Genomic DNA, 13,506 nt, shown 5'->3' with positions numbered 1-13,506 from the left:
GAGACAGCAGCATGCGCATCGCCAGCAACCAGTACCACGCGACCATGAACAGCGCGCTGCAGGCCGCCAACGAGGGCCTGTCGCACGTGATGCAACAGATGGCCTCGGGCCAGCGCGTGCTCAAGCCCTCCGACGACAGCATCGCCGCGCTGCGCCTGGCGCGCCTGTCGCGCGAGGAGGCCGGCCTGGCCCAGTACCGCGACAACATCGGCGCGCTGCAGGCGCGGCTCAAGACCAGCGAGGTCATGCTGGACAGCATCAAGGAAGACCTGCAGTCCACCCGCGACCTGCTGGTCTGGGCCGCCGACGGCGTCAACACGCCGGACGACCTGAACGCGATGTCGGGGTCGCTGAAGACTCTGCACGACAGCCTGCTCTACCTGTCCAACAGCAAGAACGCCGAGGGCCGCTATCTGTTCTCCGGCACCGTCAGCGACCAGCCCACCGTGGACGCCGCCTATGCCTTCCAGGGCAACACCGACACCCAGCGCGTCGCCGTGGGCGAGGCGATGAGCGTCGAGGCCAATGTGACGCTGGAGGACATGGCGCCCTTCCTGAAGCAGCTCAAGGACCTGTCCGACCAGCTCGCGGTGCCAGGCACCGCCGCGTCGGCGGTGCAGCCCGCGGTGCGCGCGGCGCTGAACCAGCTGGACCTGCGCCTGAATTCGGTGGCCGGCAAGATCGGCCAGTTGGGCGGCCGCCAGACGATCCTCGCCACCATGGAGGACAACCACGCCTCGGTGAGCCTGTCCAACCAGCAGACCGGCCTGGCCCTGGGCCAGGTCAACTACGGCGAGGCCGCGACGCGGCTGAACAGCTACACGCTGGCGCTGCAGGCGACGCAGAAGGCCTATGCCAAGGTCAGCGGGCTGAGCCTGTTCAACGCGCTGTGAGCCGCGCATGCTGATGTCGGTCCCCAACGCCGCAGGCAGCGGCGAGAGTCTTTCTCCCGCGCTGCGCCGCGCCGCCGGCCCCTCGGGCCTGGCCGGCCTGGTGCAGGCCACAGCGCCGCAGGAGGCGCCGCCGCCGCGCGGCCTCCCGACCCTGCCGACCCAGGTGCAGACGCCCGCCGCGCGCGAGCCCGGCCGCCAGGAGAACCTGGGCCGGCTGCAGCAGGGGCTGGACTACCTGGACCGCCTGGGCGAATCGCTGCAGGCGCTGAAGCAGGATCTCGGGCGCAGCCTGGCCGGCCTGCCGGTGCCGCCCGCGGCGCTGGAGGGCCGCCTGGAGTCGCTGCGCCAGCAATGGCAGCAGCGTCCGCAGCGCGCCGCCGGCATGGTGGACGGCCAGCTGCAGGCCGCCAGCCCCGACGCGCCGGCGCGCCAGCGCTTCAAGCTGCGCGGGCTGGACCTGGCCGTGCTGGAGCAGGGGGGCCGCGAGACGCTGCGGCTGCAGCTGCCCGGCCAGGCCACCGCCGACGGGCGCGCCGCGCAGATCGCGGTGACGCTGGACGGCGAGGGCTCGCCTCAGCAGCTGCAGGCGCTGGCGCGCGCGCTCGGACCGGCCGGTCTGCAGGTGCAGGCCCAGGGCGGCGAGCTGCTGTTCAGCGTCGCCGAGGCCCAATGGCCGGCGCTGCGCGACGGCCTGACGCTGCGCGGCGAAGGCCGCCGCTTCCCCGGCGGCCAGGCGTTGCGCGCGCCGCTGGAAACCCCGCCCGAAGCGCTGCAGCCGCAGCGCTGGAGCCTGGACGACGCCACCGGCCAGCGCCGCGCGCTGGGCGAGCTGCTGCAGGCCCAGCCGCGGCTGGCACAGGCGCGCACCCAGCTGCAGACGCAGCTGCAGGACCTGGACGCGGCGGTGCCCGCCACCGTGTCCGCCGCCCAGGCGGGCCGCCTGGCCGACGACCTCGAGCGCGCGCTGCAGGACGGCGGCTATGCCGGCGTCGGCGCGCTGCTGCCCGCCCTGCGTGGGCTGCACAAGGACCGCGTGCGGCAGCTGCTGGGCTGAGGGCTCAGGCAAAGGGCCGCTGGGCCTGGCGCCAGGCGCCCGGGCTGAGCCCGCGGGTGCGTCGGAAGGCCTGCGATAGCGTTTCCGCATGGCCGTAGCCAACGGCCAGCGCGATCTCGGCAATGCTCAGCCGCGTCGTCGCGAGCAGATGCTCGGCCCGCCCCAGCCTCAAGGCCGTCAGCGCCGCGCCCGCCGAGTCGCCCCGCCAGGCGCGATGGCTCGCGCGGAAGCTGCTTTCCGACAGACCGGCCTGCGCCGCGACGTCGCTGAGGCCGCGGATGCGATGCAGGCGTTCGGCCGCCAGCCGCCAAGCCCGGTCGATGCGGTGGTCCGCAGGCGCGGGCGCGGCCTCGCCGCCGAAGCCGTCCAGCACGGCGGCGAGCAGGCGCTGGCGGCGCCGCAGCTCGGCCCCCTGCCGCGCCAGGCGCAAGGACAGCACGACCATCGCCTGCAGGGCCAGCGCCTCGGTGGCCCGGGGGCGGCGCCAACCCGGCGCGTGCTCCGTGGGCAATCGGAAATGACAGATCGAGGCTTCGGCGTGCGGCGTTGTCGCCTGGCCCGAGAACGGGGTCGCGGGGAAGAGCAGCACGCCATCCGGCGCGCACAGCTCCACCGTGTCGCGGCTCGCGTCGAGCTGCAGGCGCAGCCGGCCCTCGTGCAGCCACAGCAGGTCGAAGTGCGGCCAGCAGACCGGGCCCACGGCATGGCGCCGGTCGAAGCGGCCGCTGTCCTGGCGCAGGAAGGTGATGTCGGAGGCGGTGTCGATCATGGCGCGGTCGGGGAGGGCGGGCGATGGCGCGAACTTCATCGGATTTCCTATGTTTCCATCGCGACTCTCTCTGCGCAATCGCTGCCCTGCCGCCTAATCTCGCGGCACTCCAACGAGAGGCCACGATGAACCAGCAACGACTCTTGCCCGAACTGAAATCCCGATTCGACCGCGACGGCTTCGTCGCCGTGGACCCGCTGTTCGACGCCGAACAGATGGCGCAGATCCGCGCCGAGGTGGACCGATTCCTGGTCGAGGAGGTGCCGCGCATGCCGCCCGAGCGGGTGTACTACGAAGACCGCGCGGACCGCGCCAGCATCAAGCAGCTGCAAAAACTCTACGAGTACAGCGCCTTCTTCCATCGGCTGATGTTCGATGGCCCCGTCCGGCAGATCGCCGAGACCGTGCTGGGCGAGGCCGTCGTGCCGCAGAACATGCAGTTCTTCAACAAGCCCGCGGGCATCGGCCAGGCGACGCCGCCGCACCAGGACGGCTACTACTTTCATCTCCAGCCTTGCCGCGCCGTCACGGGCTGGCTGGCGCTGGAGCCGGTGGATGACGAGAACGGCTGCATCCACTATCTGCGCGGCTCCCACCAGAGCCGGACCTTCCGGCCGCACGGCTTCACGCAGGTCCTCGGGTTTTCGCAGGGCATGACCGACTTCGGCAGCGAAGAAGACCGTGCCGCCACGGTGGCCTGCCCGGGCCGGCCCGGGACCTTCCTGATCCACGACGCCTACACGGTGCACTGGGCCGGCGCCAATCGCTCGGCCACCCGTTCGCGCCGCGCGCTGGGCTTCATCTACTACGCCGTCAGCGCCGGCCTGGACCAGGTGTCCAAGGACGCCTACCAACAGCGGCTGGACGAGCGTCTGCGCATCGAGGGGCGGATCTGATGGCCCAGACAGACCCGGGCGGGATGCGCTTGCGCGCCTTTGGCAGTACCGGCTGGAAGGTGAGCGCGCTGAGCTTCGGTGCCTGGCAGCTGGGCGGCACCTGGGGCGAGGTCTCGCGGGAGCAGGGCGTCGCGGCGCTGCTGGCGGGCTTCGACCATGGCATCAACCTGGTGGACACCGCCGCGGCCTATGGCAACGGCCGCAGCGAAGAGATCGTTGGCGAGGCCTTGAGGCTGCGCCCGGGGCAGGACGTCCGGGTAGCGACCAAGGTGCTGCCGCTGGGTCGTCGCGCGGGCCAGACGCGGCTGGACCGCATGCGGGGCCAGTATCCGCGCGCCTATGTCCAGCAGGAGGTCGAGGCCTCGCTGCGCCGGCTGCGGCGCGACACCATCGACCTGCTGCAGCTTCATCTGTGGATCGAGGACGGTCTGGAAGAGCTGGATTGGCTGCCCGGGCTGCTCGACCTGGTGGTGGCGGGCAAGGTGCGCTGGATCGGCGTGTCGCTGCCCGACCTGCGGCCGGACACCGGCGTGGCACTGGCGCGGACCCGCCTGGTCAGCGCCATCCAGGTGATGTTCAACCTGTTCGAGCAGGCGCCGGGCGACGCCTTGTTTCCGGCCGGGCGGGACAGCGGGACGGCCTTCATCGCCCGGGTGCCCTTCGACTCCGGCGCGCTGACCGGCCGCTGGACAGCCGCGACCCGCGACGCCTGGGCGGCGGACGACAAGCGCCGCCAGATGTACAGCGAGGAGCGCTTTGCCGAGACGCTGCGCCGCGTGGACGCCTTGCGCGCGGCGGTGGCGCCGGCCTATGACGATCTGGCGGTGGCGGCGCTGCAGTACTGCCTCAGCGATCCGGCGGTGTCCACCATCGCCTGCGGCATGCGCTCGCCGGACGAGGTCGTGGCCAATGTGCGGGCGCTGAACGCCGCGCCGATGTCGGCGCCGCTGGTGCAGGCGCTGCGGTCCCACCGTTGGCCCCATGACTTCTACTGAAGGGAATGGGGCGCTTCGACTGCGCATCGCCTACGGCCCGCTGCCCAGCCAGTTCGGCGAGCTCCACCTGCCCGCGTCTCGTGCTCGGCCGGGCGCCCAGCCGTCCGTGTGCGAGGGCCGGCTGCCGGTGGTCGCCGTGCTGCACGGGGGCTGGTGGAAGGACAACCAGAGCCTGCGCAGCTATCCGACCCTGCATCTGGTGGAGTGGCTGGCGCGGCGCGGCGATGTGGCGGTGTGGAACCTCGAGTTCCGGCGCATGCAGGCCCAAGGCCCCAACACCGCCGCGCCGTGGCCCGCGGTGCTCCAGGACGTGGCCCGCGGTCTGGACCATCTGCGCGTGCTCGCCGACCACCATCCGATCGACCTGCGCCGGCTGACGGTGGTCGGCCACTCCGCTGGCGCGCATCTGGCGGCCTGGTCGGCTTGCCGCGAGCGGCTCTGCCCGGACAGCGAGCTGTTCGTGGCCGATCCGCTGCGGCCCAGTCAGGTTGTGCTGCTGGCGGGCCTGCTGTGCCTGGATCGGTGGTGGGACATGGAACAGCCCCAGCAGGTCGAGCGCCTGCTGGGCGGGCCGGTCGAGCGCTGCGAAGAGCGGCTGGCGCAGGCCTGTCCCACGCGGCTGGGTCTGCCGCCCGGGGTGTCGGGCCTGGTGATGCATGGGCAGGCCGATGCTGTGGTGTCCATGGAGCAGGCGCTGGCCTTCTGCGAGCGCGCCGGCCCGGCGGTCGCGCTGTGCCTGCTTCCCGGTGCCGATCACTTTGGCATGCTGCCCAAGGACGGCCTCGTGCCGGCGGGATGGCCCTTGCTGCAGCAGCGCCTGGACGGGCTGCTGCGGCGCGCGGGGCCGGGCTAACCGGCTAACCGGCCAGCGCGGCCGCCGGCAGGGGCTGCAAGAACTCTGGAATCAGCCGCGCCGCAGCCTGGCGCACGCGGCCGGCCTCGGTCTCCGGGATGGAGCGATAGGGCCAGCGCATGCGCGGGCTCAGCGTCGTCCAGCCGCCCAGGTGGGCCAGGAATTTGTCGCAGGCCGGGTTGGCGAAGCGGCGCTCGGCGATGAAGGGGACGATCTGTTCCTGCATGAACCGGCGGATCCGCTGCTCCAGCGCCAGCGCCGCGGGCAGGTCGGTCTGCATCAGCCGTGTCCAGTCCTGCGCGACGGCGGGCTGCAGGCAGGCCATGTTGGAGTAGGCGCCATGGGCGCCCCGTTCGACGCCGCTGGCCAGCAGATGGCCGGGCACGAAGACGGAGAGTTCACGCATGTGCTGGCGCATCTGCTCATACCAGGCCTCGTCGCCGCCGGGCACCTTGACGCCCACCAGTTGCGGAACGGCCTTCTTCAGCCGCCCGAACGCCGCGGGCGCGAGCCTGAGCTTGGCATGCGGCGGGTTGTACAGCACCAGCCGCACCGAAGCGGACACGGCGGCGAGCCGGCGCAGGAAGGCGATCTGCTCTTCTTCGGTGGGCGGGAACCAGTCGGGCAGGATCACCTGGAAGGCCATGGGCGCGTAGCCAATGCTGCGCTCCAGCCGCTGCAGCGACTGCCAGGGGCTGGGATGGCTGACGCCGATCTGGAAGGGCATGCGCGCGGCATGGCAGCGGCGCGCGAGGATTTCGTGGATGCGATCGAACTCGGCTTCGCTCTGGTTGTGGAACTCGCCGGCGGTGCCATTGGAGTAGATGCCGTCGACGCCGCAGGCGATGAGCCGGCGGATTTCCTCGTCCAGGCTTTCGTAGTCGATGGTCTCGTCGGGCTGGATGGGCAGCAGCAGCGTGGCCCAATTGCCGCGGGGAAAGGTGTCGTTCATGGAGGGGGGCTCCGTGGTTCACAACGGCCGGACGTGGAGGCCGTCGCGCAGCGCCAGCACGGTGGACAGCGCGGGTGGATGGGCTCCGGCATGCAGGCAGGCCGCGCTGCCCGCGGCCACGGCGAACGCGAGATGCTGCGCGGCCGATGCCTCCGGTTCGCGCGCCCGGCTGGCCACCAATCCAGCCATCGCCGCATCCCCCGCGCCCAATGTGTCGACCGGCAGGATCGGCGGCGCGTCGGCGTGCCAGCGGCCTTGGGGCGTGATCAGCCGGGCACCCCGGGCGCCCTCGGTGAACAGCAGCCAGGCTTCGGGATTCAGTGCGTGCACGCGCGCCAGTGCCATTGCGGGCTCCGTGTCCGGCATCAGGCCCTGCAGATCCTCGTCCGAGAGCTTGATCACGGCGGCGAGCCGGCACAGGTGCTCGAAGCCGCGCAGCAGACAGGCCCGGTCCACCGCGCGGCGGAAGTTCAGGTCGTAGCTGATCGCGACGCCCTGCGCATGCAGGGAGGCGGCGAGTGCCAGCAGGCGCGAAGCCAGGGGCTCGCGCGCCAGGCTGATGCCGCCGAAATGGGCCCAGCGCGCATGGGCCATCCATCCCGCCGGCAACGCGAGTGCGTCGAAGTGCAGGTCGGCGCTGTCGTCACCGACAAAGAAGTAGCTGGGCGGGTGGGACTGAGGGACGATGGCCAGCAGGGGCGAGCGTTCGACGCGCTGCGCAAAGCGCAGGTCCAGCCCGGCGTCGGCGCTGGCCGACCACAGCGCGTCGCCAAAGCAGCAGACGCTGACCGCGCCGGCAAAGGCGCTGTGCAGACCCAGCGTGGCCGCGGCGCGCGCGACATTCCAGGTGGAGCCGCCGCTTCTGGCCACCCAGCGGTCGCCGTCGGCGCGGATCAGGTCGGTGAGCGCCTCGCCCAGGGCCACGAATTCGGGCAGCGGTCGGCTCATCGGGGCAGGACGCGGAGGATGTCGTAACAGGCGCCGGTCGTGTGGTAGTCCACCTTGCCGGCCGGGCTCTTCTCGTCGGTGGTGCTGACGTTGGCGCGGCTGAGCAGCCGGAACCAGGCCCCGTGCCTGTGGTCCACCCAGTGCGTCCAGCAGTAACGCCACAGTCGCTCGTACCAGTCCCAGTACAGCGGCTTGCCGGTGCGATGGCCCAACAAGGCCGCCGTGGCCAGGCTTTCGCATTGCACCCAGTGGTATTTGCGTTCGTCGCAGATGGCGAAGTCGGGCCCAAAGCCGTAGTAGAGGCCCTGATGGACCGGGTCCCAGGCCTTGTCGAAGGCACGCTCGAACAGGGCTTCGGCGCGCTCCAGCAGCCAAGGCAGCGGGCGCTGGCGCTCCAGCAACAGCAGCAGCTTGGCCCATTCGGTGAAATGGCCCGGCTGGTAGCCCCAGGGGCGGAAGATGTTGCTCATGTCGCCCTTGTTGTAGTCCCAGTCGGGCGTCCAGTCGCGGTGATAGTGCTCCCAGATCATCAGCCCGTCGGTCAGCGCGGTCTGGCGCCGCACGATGTGGCTGGCGACCTGTTCGGCGCGGTCCAGAAAGCGGACCTGCTGCGTGGCCTCGTAGGCCGCGAGACAGGCTTCGACCGCATGCATGTTCGCGTTCTGGCCGCGGTAGGGCGCCAGCACCCAGTCGGGGCCGGCCTCGTCGGCGTACAGCCCATGTTCGGCCTGCCAGAAGCGCTGCTCCATGAGCGCGAAGGTCTCGTCCAGCCAGGCGCACGCCTCGCCGATGCCGGCCATCAGCGCATGTGCATAGGCCAGCAGCACGAAGGCCAGGCCGTAGCAGTGCTGGGTGCGATCCAGCGCCGTCGCGCGCCCCTGGTCCCAGTCCAGCAGCCACAGATAGCCACCGCTGGCGGGATCATGGTGCGCCTGCCGCAGAAAGGTCACCGCATGCCGCGCATGGTCGAGATAAGCCGGCTCGTCCGGAAAATGGCGTGCCGCCATCGACCAGAGAAACACATAGCGCGTGCTGCTGACCAGGTGGCGCGTCCGCGCGTCGAAGACGCGGCCGTCGTCCTTGAGAAAGTGGTGGAAGCCGCCGCTCGGGTCCCGCGCCCGCGGGTGGTAGAAGCCCAGCGTGTGCCGCACATGGTCCAGCAGCACCTGGCGCTGGTGGAAATCTGGCAGGGGCGGGGTGATCGAGGTCGGCATGGCGAGGCTCACAAGAAGACGAGGGGGCGCTCCGGAGTTTTCCGGCCCCTGGGGACCGGGCGCGAACCGGCAGGTCCAGAGGACCCTCAGGGGCTGGATGCGGCGCCGGACGGCACCGGGTGGGCGCTGAACAGCTGTTCGAAGTGGCGGCGATGGGCCGACATCAAACCGAACATGTCCCGCTGTTCGAGCATTTCGACGATGCCCAGATGGTCCTGCGCGGTCTTCAGCAGCGTGGCCTGATCGACGGGGGCGATGCGGTCTTGCGCGTTCATGCGGTTGAAGGCGCGCCAGAACAGGTCGATCAGGGAGTTGAGAAAGGGGTTGTCGAGGCAGCGGTACATCTCGACGTGGAAGGCATGGTCGGCGTCCGTGAAGGACTCGCCCTGCCGGGCCTTCTGTTGCATGGTCTCGGCGAGTTCGCGCAAGCGCCTCAGGTTCTCGGGCTGGATGTAGCGCATCACATCGGGTACCGCCCCCATTTCGAGGTAGGCGCGCGCATACACCAGATGGTCCACCTGCTCCCGCGTCATGCCCATCGCATAGGGCAGGTTGTCCAGGATGGCGTCGAAGGAGAAGGCCTTGACGTAGACCCCGTCGCCATGGCGGGACTCGACGATGCCCAGCGAGTCCAGTGCCTTGAGCGCTTCGCGCAGCGACAGACGGCTGACGCCCAGTTCCTCAGCGAACCGGTCCTCGGTGGGCAGCGCGTCGCCGGGCTTCAGGCCGTTCTTTTCGATGTAGAGCTTGATGTCGATCTGGGCCTGACGGTAAGTGGGTAGCCGGGTGACCATGGATGCCTTTGCGCGCTCGTGGACGGGTGAAAGATCAGAGGACTATCGCATGAGCCTTGTCCGGGCCCTGCCTGCCTCGACGTCCTGACTGGGACGCACTCTAGAGCGTAATCATCTGATGTCTGTGACGCGTGAACTTGTGACATTCCCTGTCTTTGCCAGTTTAGTCATTTGAAATCAATGACTTGGAGTTCTCTTGTCATCTCTTGGTGACAGGCTAGTACCTATACCTCAGACCTCTGAGGTCTAAATAGACTCCGCCGCAGTCGGTACCGATGGTCTTTTCCGGGGCTGGGGCCCCTCCCCGGAATCCCTTCATCACAACGGAGACTGGAGACGCGGAATGAAGAAAACACTGGCAGTGGGCGCCGTGCTGAGCGCCTGCGCGGGCGCGGCGGCGGCCCAATCCAACGTCACCATTTCGGGCTTGCTCGATATCGGCGTGGTTCGCAGTCAGTCGGCGGGTGTCGGCAAATGGCTGGTCGGACGCGGCAACAACAACCGCCTGATCTTCAGCGGCGTCGAAGACCTGGGGGACGGGCTGTCGGCGACCTTCGCCATGCAGACGCGCTTCGAGCCCGACACGGGCACGCAGGAACTGGGCGTGCGGCCCTTCTGGCAAGGCGAAACCCGCGTGGGCCTGCGCAGCAAGTCGCTGGGCTGGTTGCGCATCGGGCGTGGCCTGACCTCGGTGCAGGACCCCAACGGCCGTTACGAGCCCTTCGGCGTGGCCACGACGGGCAATCTGCAGGATTACTTCACCGCCTACTACAAGGCGGTCGACGATCTCTCCAAGCCGCTGGACGCCGCCGGGGTGTCGCCCGCGGCGGCGGGCGGCGAGGGGCGCTGGGACAACGCCGTGTTCTACGACAGCCCCAGCTTCGGGGGGCTCGTGATCCGTGCCGCGGTGCAGGCCGAACACGCCGAGAACACGCGGCCCTTCAGCTTTTCGCTGAACTATGACAGCGGCCCGCTGTCGCTGCTGCTGGGCTATGAGCGCAACAACCGCAACACACGCAACATCCAGGCCGCGGGTTCCTACGACTTCGGCGTCGCGAAGCTGATGGGCACTTACACCATCAACGATCCGGTCGGGCCTCTGAAGGTGACCGGTCTCGGGGTGGGGGTCAACGTGCCGCTGGGCGGCATGCCGCTGACCTTGCGCGCGGGCTACGGGCAGGTCAAGTCCAGCTCCACCGCGAGCAGCGTGGTGGTGGGCAAGAAGCTCGGCGCGGGTCTGGTCTACACGCTCAGCAAGAGGACCTATCTCTACACCGACGTCGGGCGCGGCAATCCCATGACCACCGCGGTCAAGACGACGCAGTTCGACCTCGGCATGGCGCACGCGTTCTGAAGGAGGCCCCCATGTTGACCAAGCAGGCGATGGCCACGGCGCTGGCCGTCGGCAGTCTCTGTGCCTCCGCCCAGGAACTCAGCTTTACCTGGCGCGAGCTGCCTCCCATCCCCGCCAACCGGAGCGAATGGTCCGACGCGATTCCGGTCAAGGCGCCGTGGTGGCAGCAGATCGGGCTGGCGGGGCCGGTGGTCGGCGTGCACCGGGACTTCCTGCTCGTCGGTGGCGGGGCCAATTTCCCGGAGCCGGGCCTGACCGCGACGCGCGCGAACCGGTTGGGCAAGGTGTACTGGGACGAGGTGTTCGTGCTGGACCTGAACCGCCAGCGCTGGCTGGAGCGCCGCTTCCGGCTGCCACGCGCGCTGGCCTACGCCGCCACCCTCAGTCTGCCCGAGGGCGTGCTGGTGATCGGCGGGGAAGGGCATGAGAGTCCCAACGGCAACGCGCGGTCCAAGCTCAAGCCCTATGCCGATGTCTTCCTGATGCGTCTGGACGACGAGGCGCGGGCGCTCGAGTTCAAGCCCTATCCCAGTTTGCCGCGGCCCATCAGCTATGGCGCCGCGGCCTTGCTGGGCCGCACCGTGTATGTCCAGAGCGGCAAGGACTTTCTGGCGCTGGACCTGGATGCCCTCGACCAGGGCTGGCGGGCCCTCGCGCCCTGGCCCGGCGAGGCGCGCGACCTGGCATTGGCCACCGGCGTGAACGGCGTGGTCGTGCTGGCCAGCGGCCGGCTGACCCGGGACGGCGTCTCGACGGTTCACAAGGACGCCTATGCCTACGACCCGCGCAGCCGCAGCTGGTCGGTCCTGCCCGAGATGCCGCATGCCGCGCAGGCGGGCGAAGCCTTCGCGGTGCAGGACCGCTTCGTGGTTCTGATGGGTGGCGACGGGAACCTCGAGCGCTGGAACCAGTTCTTCGCGCTCGAGGGGCAACGCAACCGGGCCCAACCGGGCAGCGTCGAGTGGGAACAGGCCAACACGGCCGTCACCTTTTTGCAGGACCACCACACCGGCTTCAACCAGGACATCCTGGTGTTCGATACCCAGACGCGCCGCTGGGGCGTCGCGGGCCATCTGCCGGCGCCGGGGCCGGTGACCACGCAGCCGGTGACCTGGCGGGGCGAACTGCTGCTGGTGTCCGGAGAGGTCGGCCCGGGCAAGCGCACGCCCAAGATCTGGGCCGGTCGGCCTCAGCTCAACAAGTGAACGGAGACAAGAGTCATGATCAAGAAGATTCTGATGGCCGCCGGATTGGCCGTTGCCCTGGCGTCCAGCCAGGCCGCCGACAAGGCGCTGGTGGGGGCTTTCGACGTCGGTCCGGGCGGTCTGCAAGGCAACTTCAACCCGCTGGCCGCGACAGCGGGCTTCACCTGGCTGAGCAAGTACTACGAGCCGCTGATCGCCTACGACCAGACCCTGGACGGCCTGGTGGGCGTGCTGGCGCAAAGCTATGGGGTCTCGCCGGACCAGCTGACCTACACCTTCAAGCTGGCCGACGCCAAATGGCATGACGGTCGTCCCTTCAGCGCCAAGGACGTGCGCTTCACGCTGGGCCTGGCGGCCAACAGCAAGAGCGGTTCGGTGTTCGCGGCCCGGCTGGAGAACCTCGAGAAGGTCGAGCTGCCCAACGACAAGACCGTGGTCCTGCGGCTGCGCAAGCCCACGGCCAGTTTCCTCGACACCCTCAGCAAGATCATGATGCTGCCGGAGCATTCGCTGGGCGGCATTGCGGTGCAGGACCTGCCCAAGAACGCCTACTGGTCCAGCCAGCCCGTGGGCACCGGGCCGTTCAAGTGGGGGCGCTATGTCACCGACCAGTATGTGGAGCTGCAGGCCTTCGAGGGTTACCGCGGTGGCGCGCCGGCCGTGCCTCGGCTGATCAACCGCTTCTTTGCGAACTCGGCGGCGGCCGTGGCCGCGCTGCGCGCCGGCGAGATCCAGTTCAGCTATGTCGAGGCGAACGACGTCGCGACCTTCGCGGGCAACAAAGACTTCCGCGTGATCGAGGGCGACAGCTATGTGGTGAACTACCTCGGCTTCAACCAGCTCACGCCGCTGTGGAAGGACGGGCGTGTGCGTCAGGCGGTGATGCATGCGATCAACCGCGACGCCATCATCAAGAGCCTCTACAACGGCGCGGCCAAGCCGGCGCATTGCGTATACACCGCGGCCAGGCTGCAGCCCAAGGAGCTGAATCCCTACGCCTATGACCCCGACAAGGCGAGGAAGCTGCTGGCCGAGGCGGGCTGGGACAAGATCAACGGCAAGAAGCCCATCACGGTCCTGACCTACTACAACAACCCGCTGGCGACTAACACGCTGGCGGCGATCCAGGCCATGCTGGCCCAGGTGGGCATCCAGATCGTGCCCCGCGCGGTGGACACACCCACCTACAACGCGACGGTGATGGGCAGCAACCCCAAGCCCGACGATTTCGCGATGGTCTATGCCGGCCTGCAGAACGGGCCCGACGCCAGCAACATCAACATCGGCCTGAACGCCAAGCAGGTGCCGCCCGCGGGGACCAACATCATGCGCGTGGACATGCCCGCGGTCACCGACGCGCTGGACAAGGCCCTGGCCGAGCCGGATCCGGCGCGGCGTGAGCGCGAGTTCGCCAACGTCTGCCGTGCCACCAATGCCGAGCTGCCCTGGGCGACGCTGTGGGTGGCCAAGCGCTACGGCGTGGCCTCGGCGAAGCTGGATCGTTTCGTCTGGCTGCCCGCGCCCGGAGGCGGCCCCTATGCGGACGAGGCCCAGAAGTGGAGCTGGAAATGAGCCGTGG

General features: G+C 69.5%; 13 protein-coding genes. 8 read left to right on the top strand and 5 right to left on the bottom strand.

The annotated features are described in order from the left end of the window. Nucleotides 1–11 precede the first annotated feature (11 nt). Together flgL and LZ017_RS17880 are read left to right on the top strand one after the other, a co-directional pair. Entirely contained in the window at nucleotides 12–893 is an 882-nt protein-coding gene (gene flgL, locus LZ017_RS17885; RefSeq protein ID WP_241398266.1) for a flagellar hook-associated protein FlgL, read from the top strand. Between the two features lie 7 nt (nucleotides 894–900). Continuing rightward, nucleotides 901–1,947, top strand: a complete 1,047-nt coding sequence (locus LZ017_RS17880; RefSeq protein WP_241398265.1) for a hypothetical protein — start codon at nucleotides 901–903, stop codon at nucleotides 1,945–1,947. A 4-nt stretch (nucleotides 1,948–1,951) separates the two neighbouring features. Here the strand turns inward: LZ017_RS17880 and LZ017_RS17875 are convergent, their stop codons facing one another. Next, nucleotides 1,952–2,755 (bottom strand): AraC family transcriptional regulator, encoded by an 804-nt coding sequence (locus tag LZ017_RS17875; protein ID WP_241398264.1) that lies wholly within the window; start codon nucleotides 2,753–2,755, stop codon nucleotides 1,952–1,954. Nucleotides 2,756–2,841: 86 nt separating this feature from the next. Between LZ017_RS17875 and LZ017_RS17870 the strand changes: the two genes are divergently transcribed. From LZ017_RS17870 to LZ017_RS17860, 3 genes are read left to right on the top strand one after another with little or no spacing between them, the layout of a single operon-like run. Continuing rightward, complete coding sequence (locus LZ017_RS17870; RefSeq protein ID WP_241398263.1) at nucleotides 2,842–3,612, top strand: phytanoyl-CoA dioxygenase family protein; 771 nt, start codon at nucleotides 2,842–2,844, stop codon at nucleotides 3,610–3,612. Next, nucleotides 3,612–4,607, top strand: a complete 996-nt coding sequence (locus LZ017_RS17865) for an aldo/keto reductase (RefSeq protein WP_241398262.1) — start codon at nucleotides 3,612–3,614, stop codon at nucleotides 4,605–4,607. The genes LZ017_RS17870 and LZ017_RS17865 overlap by 1 nt, the downstream gene beginning before the upstream one ends. Beyond that, on the top strand, nucleotides 4,594–5,460 hold the full coding sequence (locus LZ017_RS17860; RefSeq protein ID WP_241398261.1) for an alpha/beta hydrolase: 867 nt from the start codon (nucleotides 4,594–4,596) through the stop codon (nucleotides 5,458–5,460). Before LZ017_RS17865 ends, LZ017_RS17860 begins: the two co-directional genes overlap by 14 nt. Before the next feature lie 4 nt (nucleotides 5,461–5,464). Here LZ017_RS17860 and LZ017_RS17855 read toward each other — a convergent pair whose 3' ends face one another. From LZ017_RS17855 to LZ017_RS22150, 4 genes are all read right to left on the bottom strand, one after another. Further along, nucleotides 5,465–6,412 (bottom strand): dihydrodipicolinate synthase family protein, encoded by a 948-nt coding sequence (locus LZ017_RS17855; RefSeq protein ID WP_241398260.1) that lies wholly within the window; start codon nucleotides 6,410–6,412, stop codon nucleotides 5,465–5,467. Nucleotides 6,413–6,430: 18 nt separating this feature from the next. Continuing rightward, nucleotides 6,431–7,360, bottom strand: coding sequence for a PfkB family carbohydrate kinase (locus LZ017_RS17850; RefSeq protein ID WP_241398259.1), 930 nt, complete (start codon nucleotides 7,358–7,360; stop codon nucleotides 6,431–6,433). After that, entirely contained in the window at nucleotides 7,357–8,574 is a 1,218-nt protein-coding gene (locus LZ017_RS17845) for an AGE family epimerase/isomerase (RefSeq protein WP_241398258.1), read from the bottom strand. The genes LZ017_RS17850 and LZ017_RS17845 overlap by 4 nt, the downstream gene beginning before the upstream one ends. Before the next feature lie 86 nt (nucleotides 8,575–8,660). After that, nucleotides 8,661–9,368 (bottom strand): FadR/GntR family transcriptional regulator, encoded by a 708-nt coding sequence (locus LZ017_RS22150; RefSeq protein WP_277604765.1) that lies wholly within the window; start codon nucleotides 9,366–9,368, stop codon nucleotides 8,661–8,663. A 343-nt stretch (nucleotides 9,369–9,711) separates the two neighbouring features. Here LZ017_RS22150 and LZ017_RS17830 point away from each other — a divergent pair, with 343 nt between their 5' ends. Genes LZ017_RS17830 through LZ017_RS17820 form a run of 3 tightly spaced genes read left to right on the top strand, consistent with a single transcriptional unit; the run spans nucleotide 9,712 to nucleotide 13,499 of the window. Then, entirely contained in the window at nucleotides 9,712–10,722 is a 1,011-nt protein-coding gene (locus LZ017_RS17830) for a porin (protein ID WP_241398257.1), read from the top strand. 11 nt (nucleotides 10,723–10,733) lie between these two features. Beyond that, complete coding sequence (locus LZ017_RS17825; RefSeq protein ID WP_241398256.1) at nucleotides 10,734–11,927, top strand: hypothetical protein; 1,194 nt, start codon at nucleotides 10,734–10,736, stop codon at nucleotides 11,925–11,927. A 15-nt stretch (nucleotides 11,928–11,942) separates the two neighbouring features. Next, nucleotides 11,943–13,499, top strand: a complete 1,557-nt coding sequence (locus LZ017_RS17820; RefSeq protein WP_241398255.1) for an ABC transporter substrate-binding protein — start codon at nucleotides 11,943–11,945, stop codon at nucleotides 13,497–13,499. Nucleotides 13,500–13,506: the final 7 nt, after the last annotated feature.

The sequence above is a fragment of the Pelomonas sp. CA6 genome, from assembly GCF_022549225.1.
GTDB lineage: Bacteria > Pseudomonadota > Gammaproteobacteria > Burkholderiales > Burkholderiaceae_C > Roseateles.
The sequence above is the reverse complement of the archived record's forward strand: the minus strand, read 5'-3'. Positions and strand labels throughout refer to the sequence as shown.

Excerpts from the sequence above, each read along its gene's own strand:
- LZ017_RS17870 (WP_241398263.1), top strand. The coding sequence starts at position 2,842 with ATGAACCAGCAACGACTCTTGCCCGAACTGAAATCCCGATTCGACCGC.
- LZ017_RS17865 (WP_241398262.1), top strand. The coding sequence starts at position 3,612 with ATGGCCCAGACAGACCCGGGCGGGATGCGCTTGCGCGCCTTTGGCAGT.
- LZ017_RS17850 (WP_241398259.1), bottom strand. The coding sequence starts at position 7,360 with ATGAGCCGACCGCTGCCCGAATTCGTGGCCCTGGGCGAGGCGCTCACC.
- LZ017_RS17880 (WP_241398265.1), top strand. The coding sequence starts at position 901 with ATGCTGATGTCGGTCCCCAACGCCGCAGGCAGCGGCGAGAGTCTTTCT.
- LZ017_RS17860 (WP_241398261.1), top strand. The coding sequence starts at position 4,594 with ATGACTTCTACTGAAGGGAATGGGGCGCTTCGACTGCGCATCGCCTAC.
- LZ017_RS17855 (WP_241398260.1), bottom strand. The coding sequence starts at position 6,412 with ATGAACGACACCTTTCCCCGCGGCAATTGGGCCACGCTGCTGCTGCCC.
- LZ017_RS17845 (WP_241398258.1), bottom strand. The coding sequence starts at position 8,574 with ATGCCGACCTCGATCACCCCGCCCCTGCCAGATTTCCACCAGCGCCAG.
- LZ017_RS17825 (WP_241398256.1), top strand. The coding sequence starts at position 10,734 with ATGTTGACCAAGCAGGCGATGGCCACGGCGCTGGCCGTCGGCAGTCTC.
- flgL (WP_241398266.1), top strand. The coding sequence starts at position 12 with ATGCGCATCGCCAGCAACCAGTACCACGCGACCATGAACAGCGCGCTG.
- LZ017_RS22150 (WP_277604765.1), bottom strand. The coding sequence starts at position 9,368 with ATGGTCACCCGGCTACCCACTTACCGTCAGGCCCAGATCGACATCAAG.
- LZ017_RS17875 (WP_241398264.1), bottom strand. The coding sequence starts at position 2,755 with ATGAAGTTCGCGCCATCGCCCGCCCTCCCCGACCGCGCCATGATCGAC.
- LZ017_RS17830 (WP_241398257.1), top strand. The coding sequence starts at position 9,712 with ATGAAGAAAACACTGGCAGTGGGCGCCGTGCTGAGCGCCTGCGCGGGC.
- LZ017_RS17820 (WP_241398255.1), top strand. The coding sequence starts at position 11,943 with ATGATCAAGAAGATTCTGATGGCCGCCGGATTGGCCGTTGCCCTGGCG.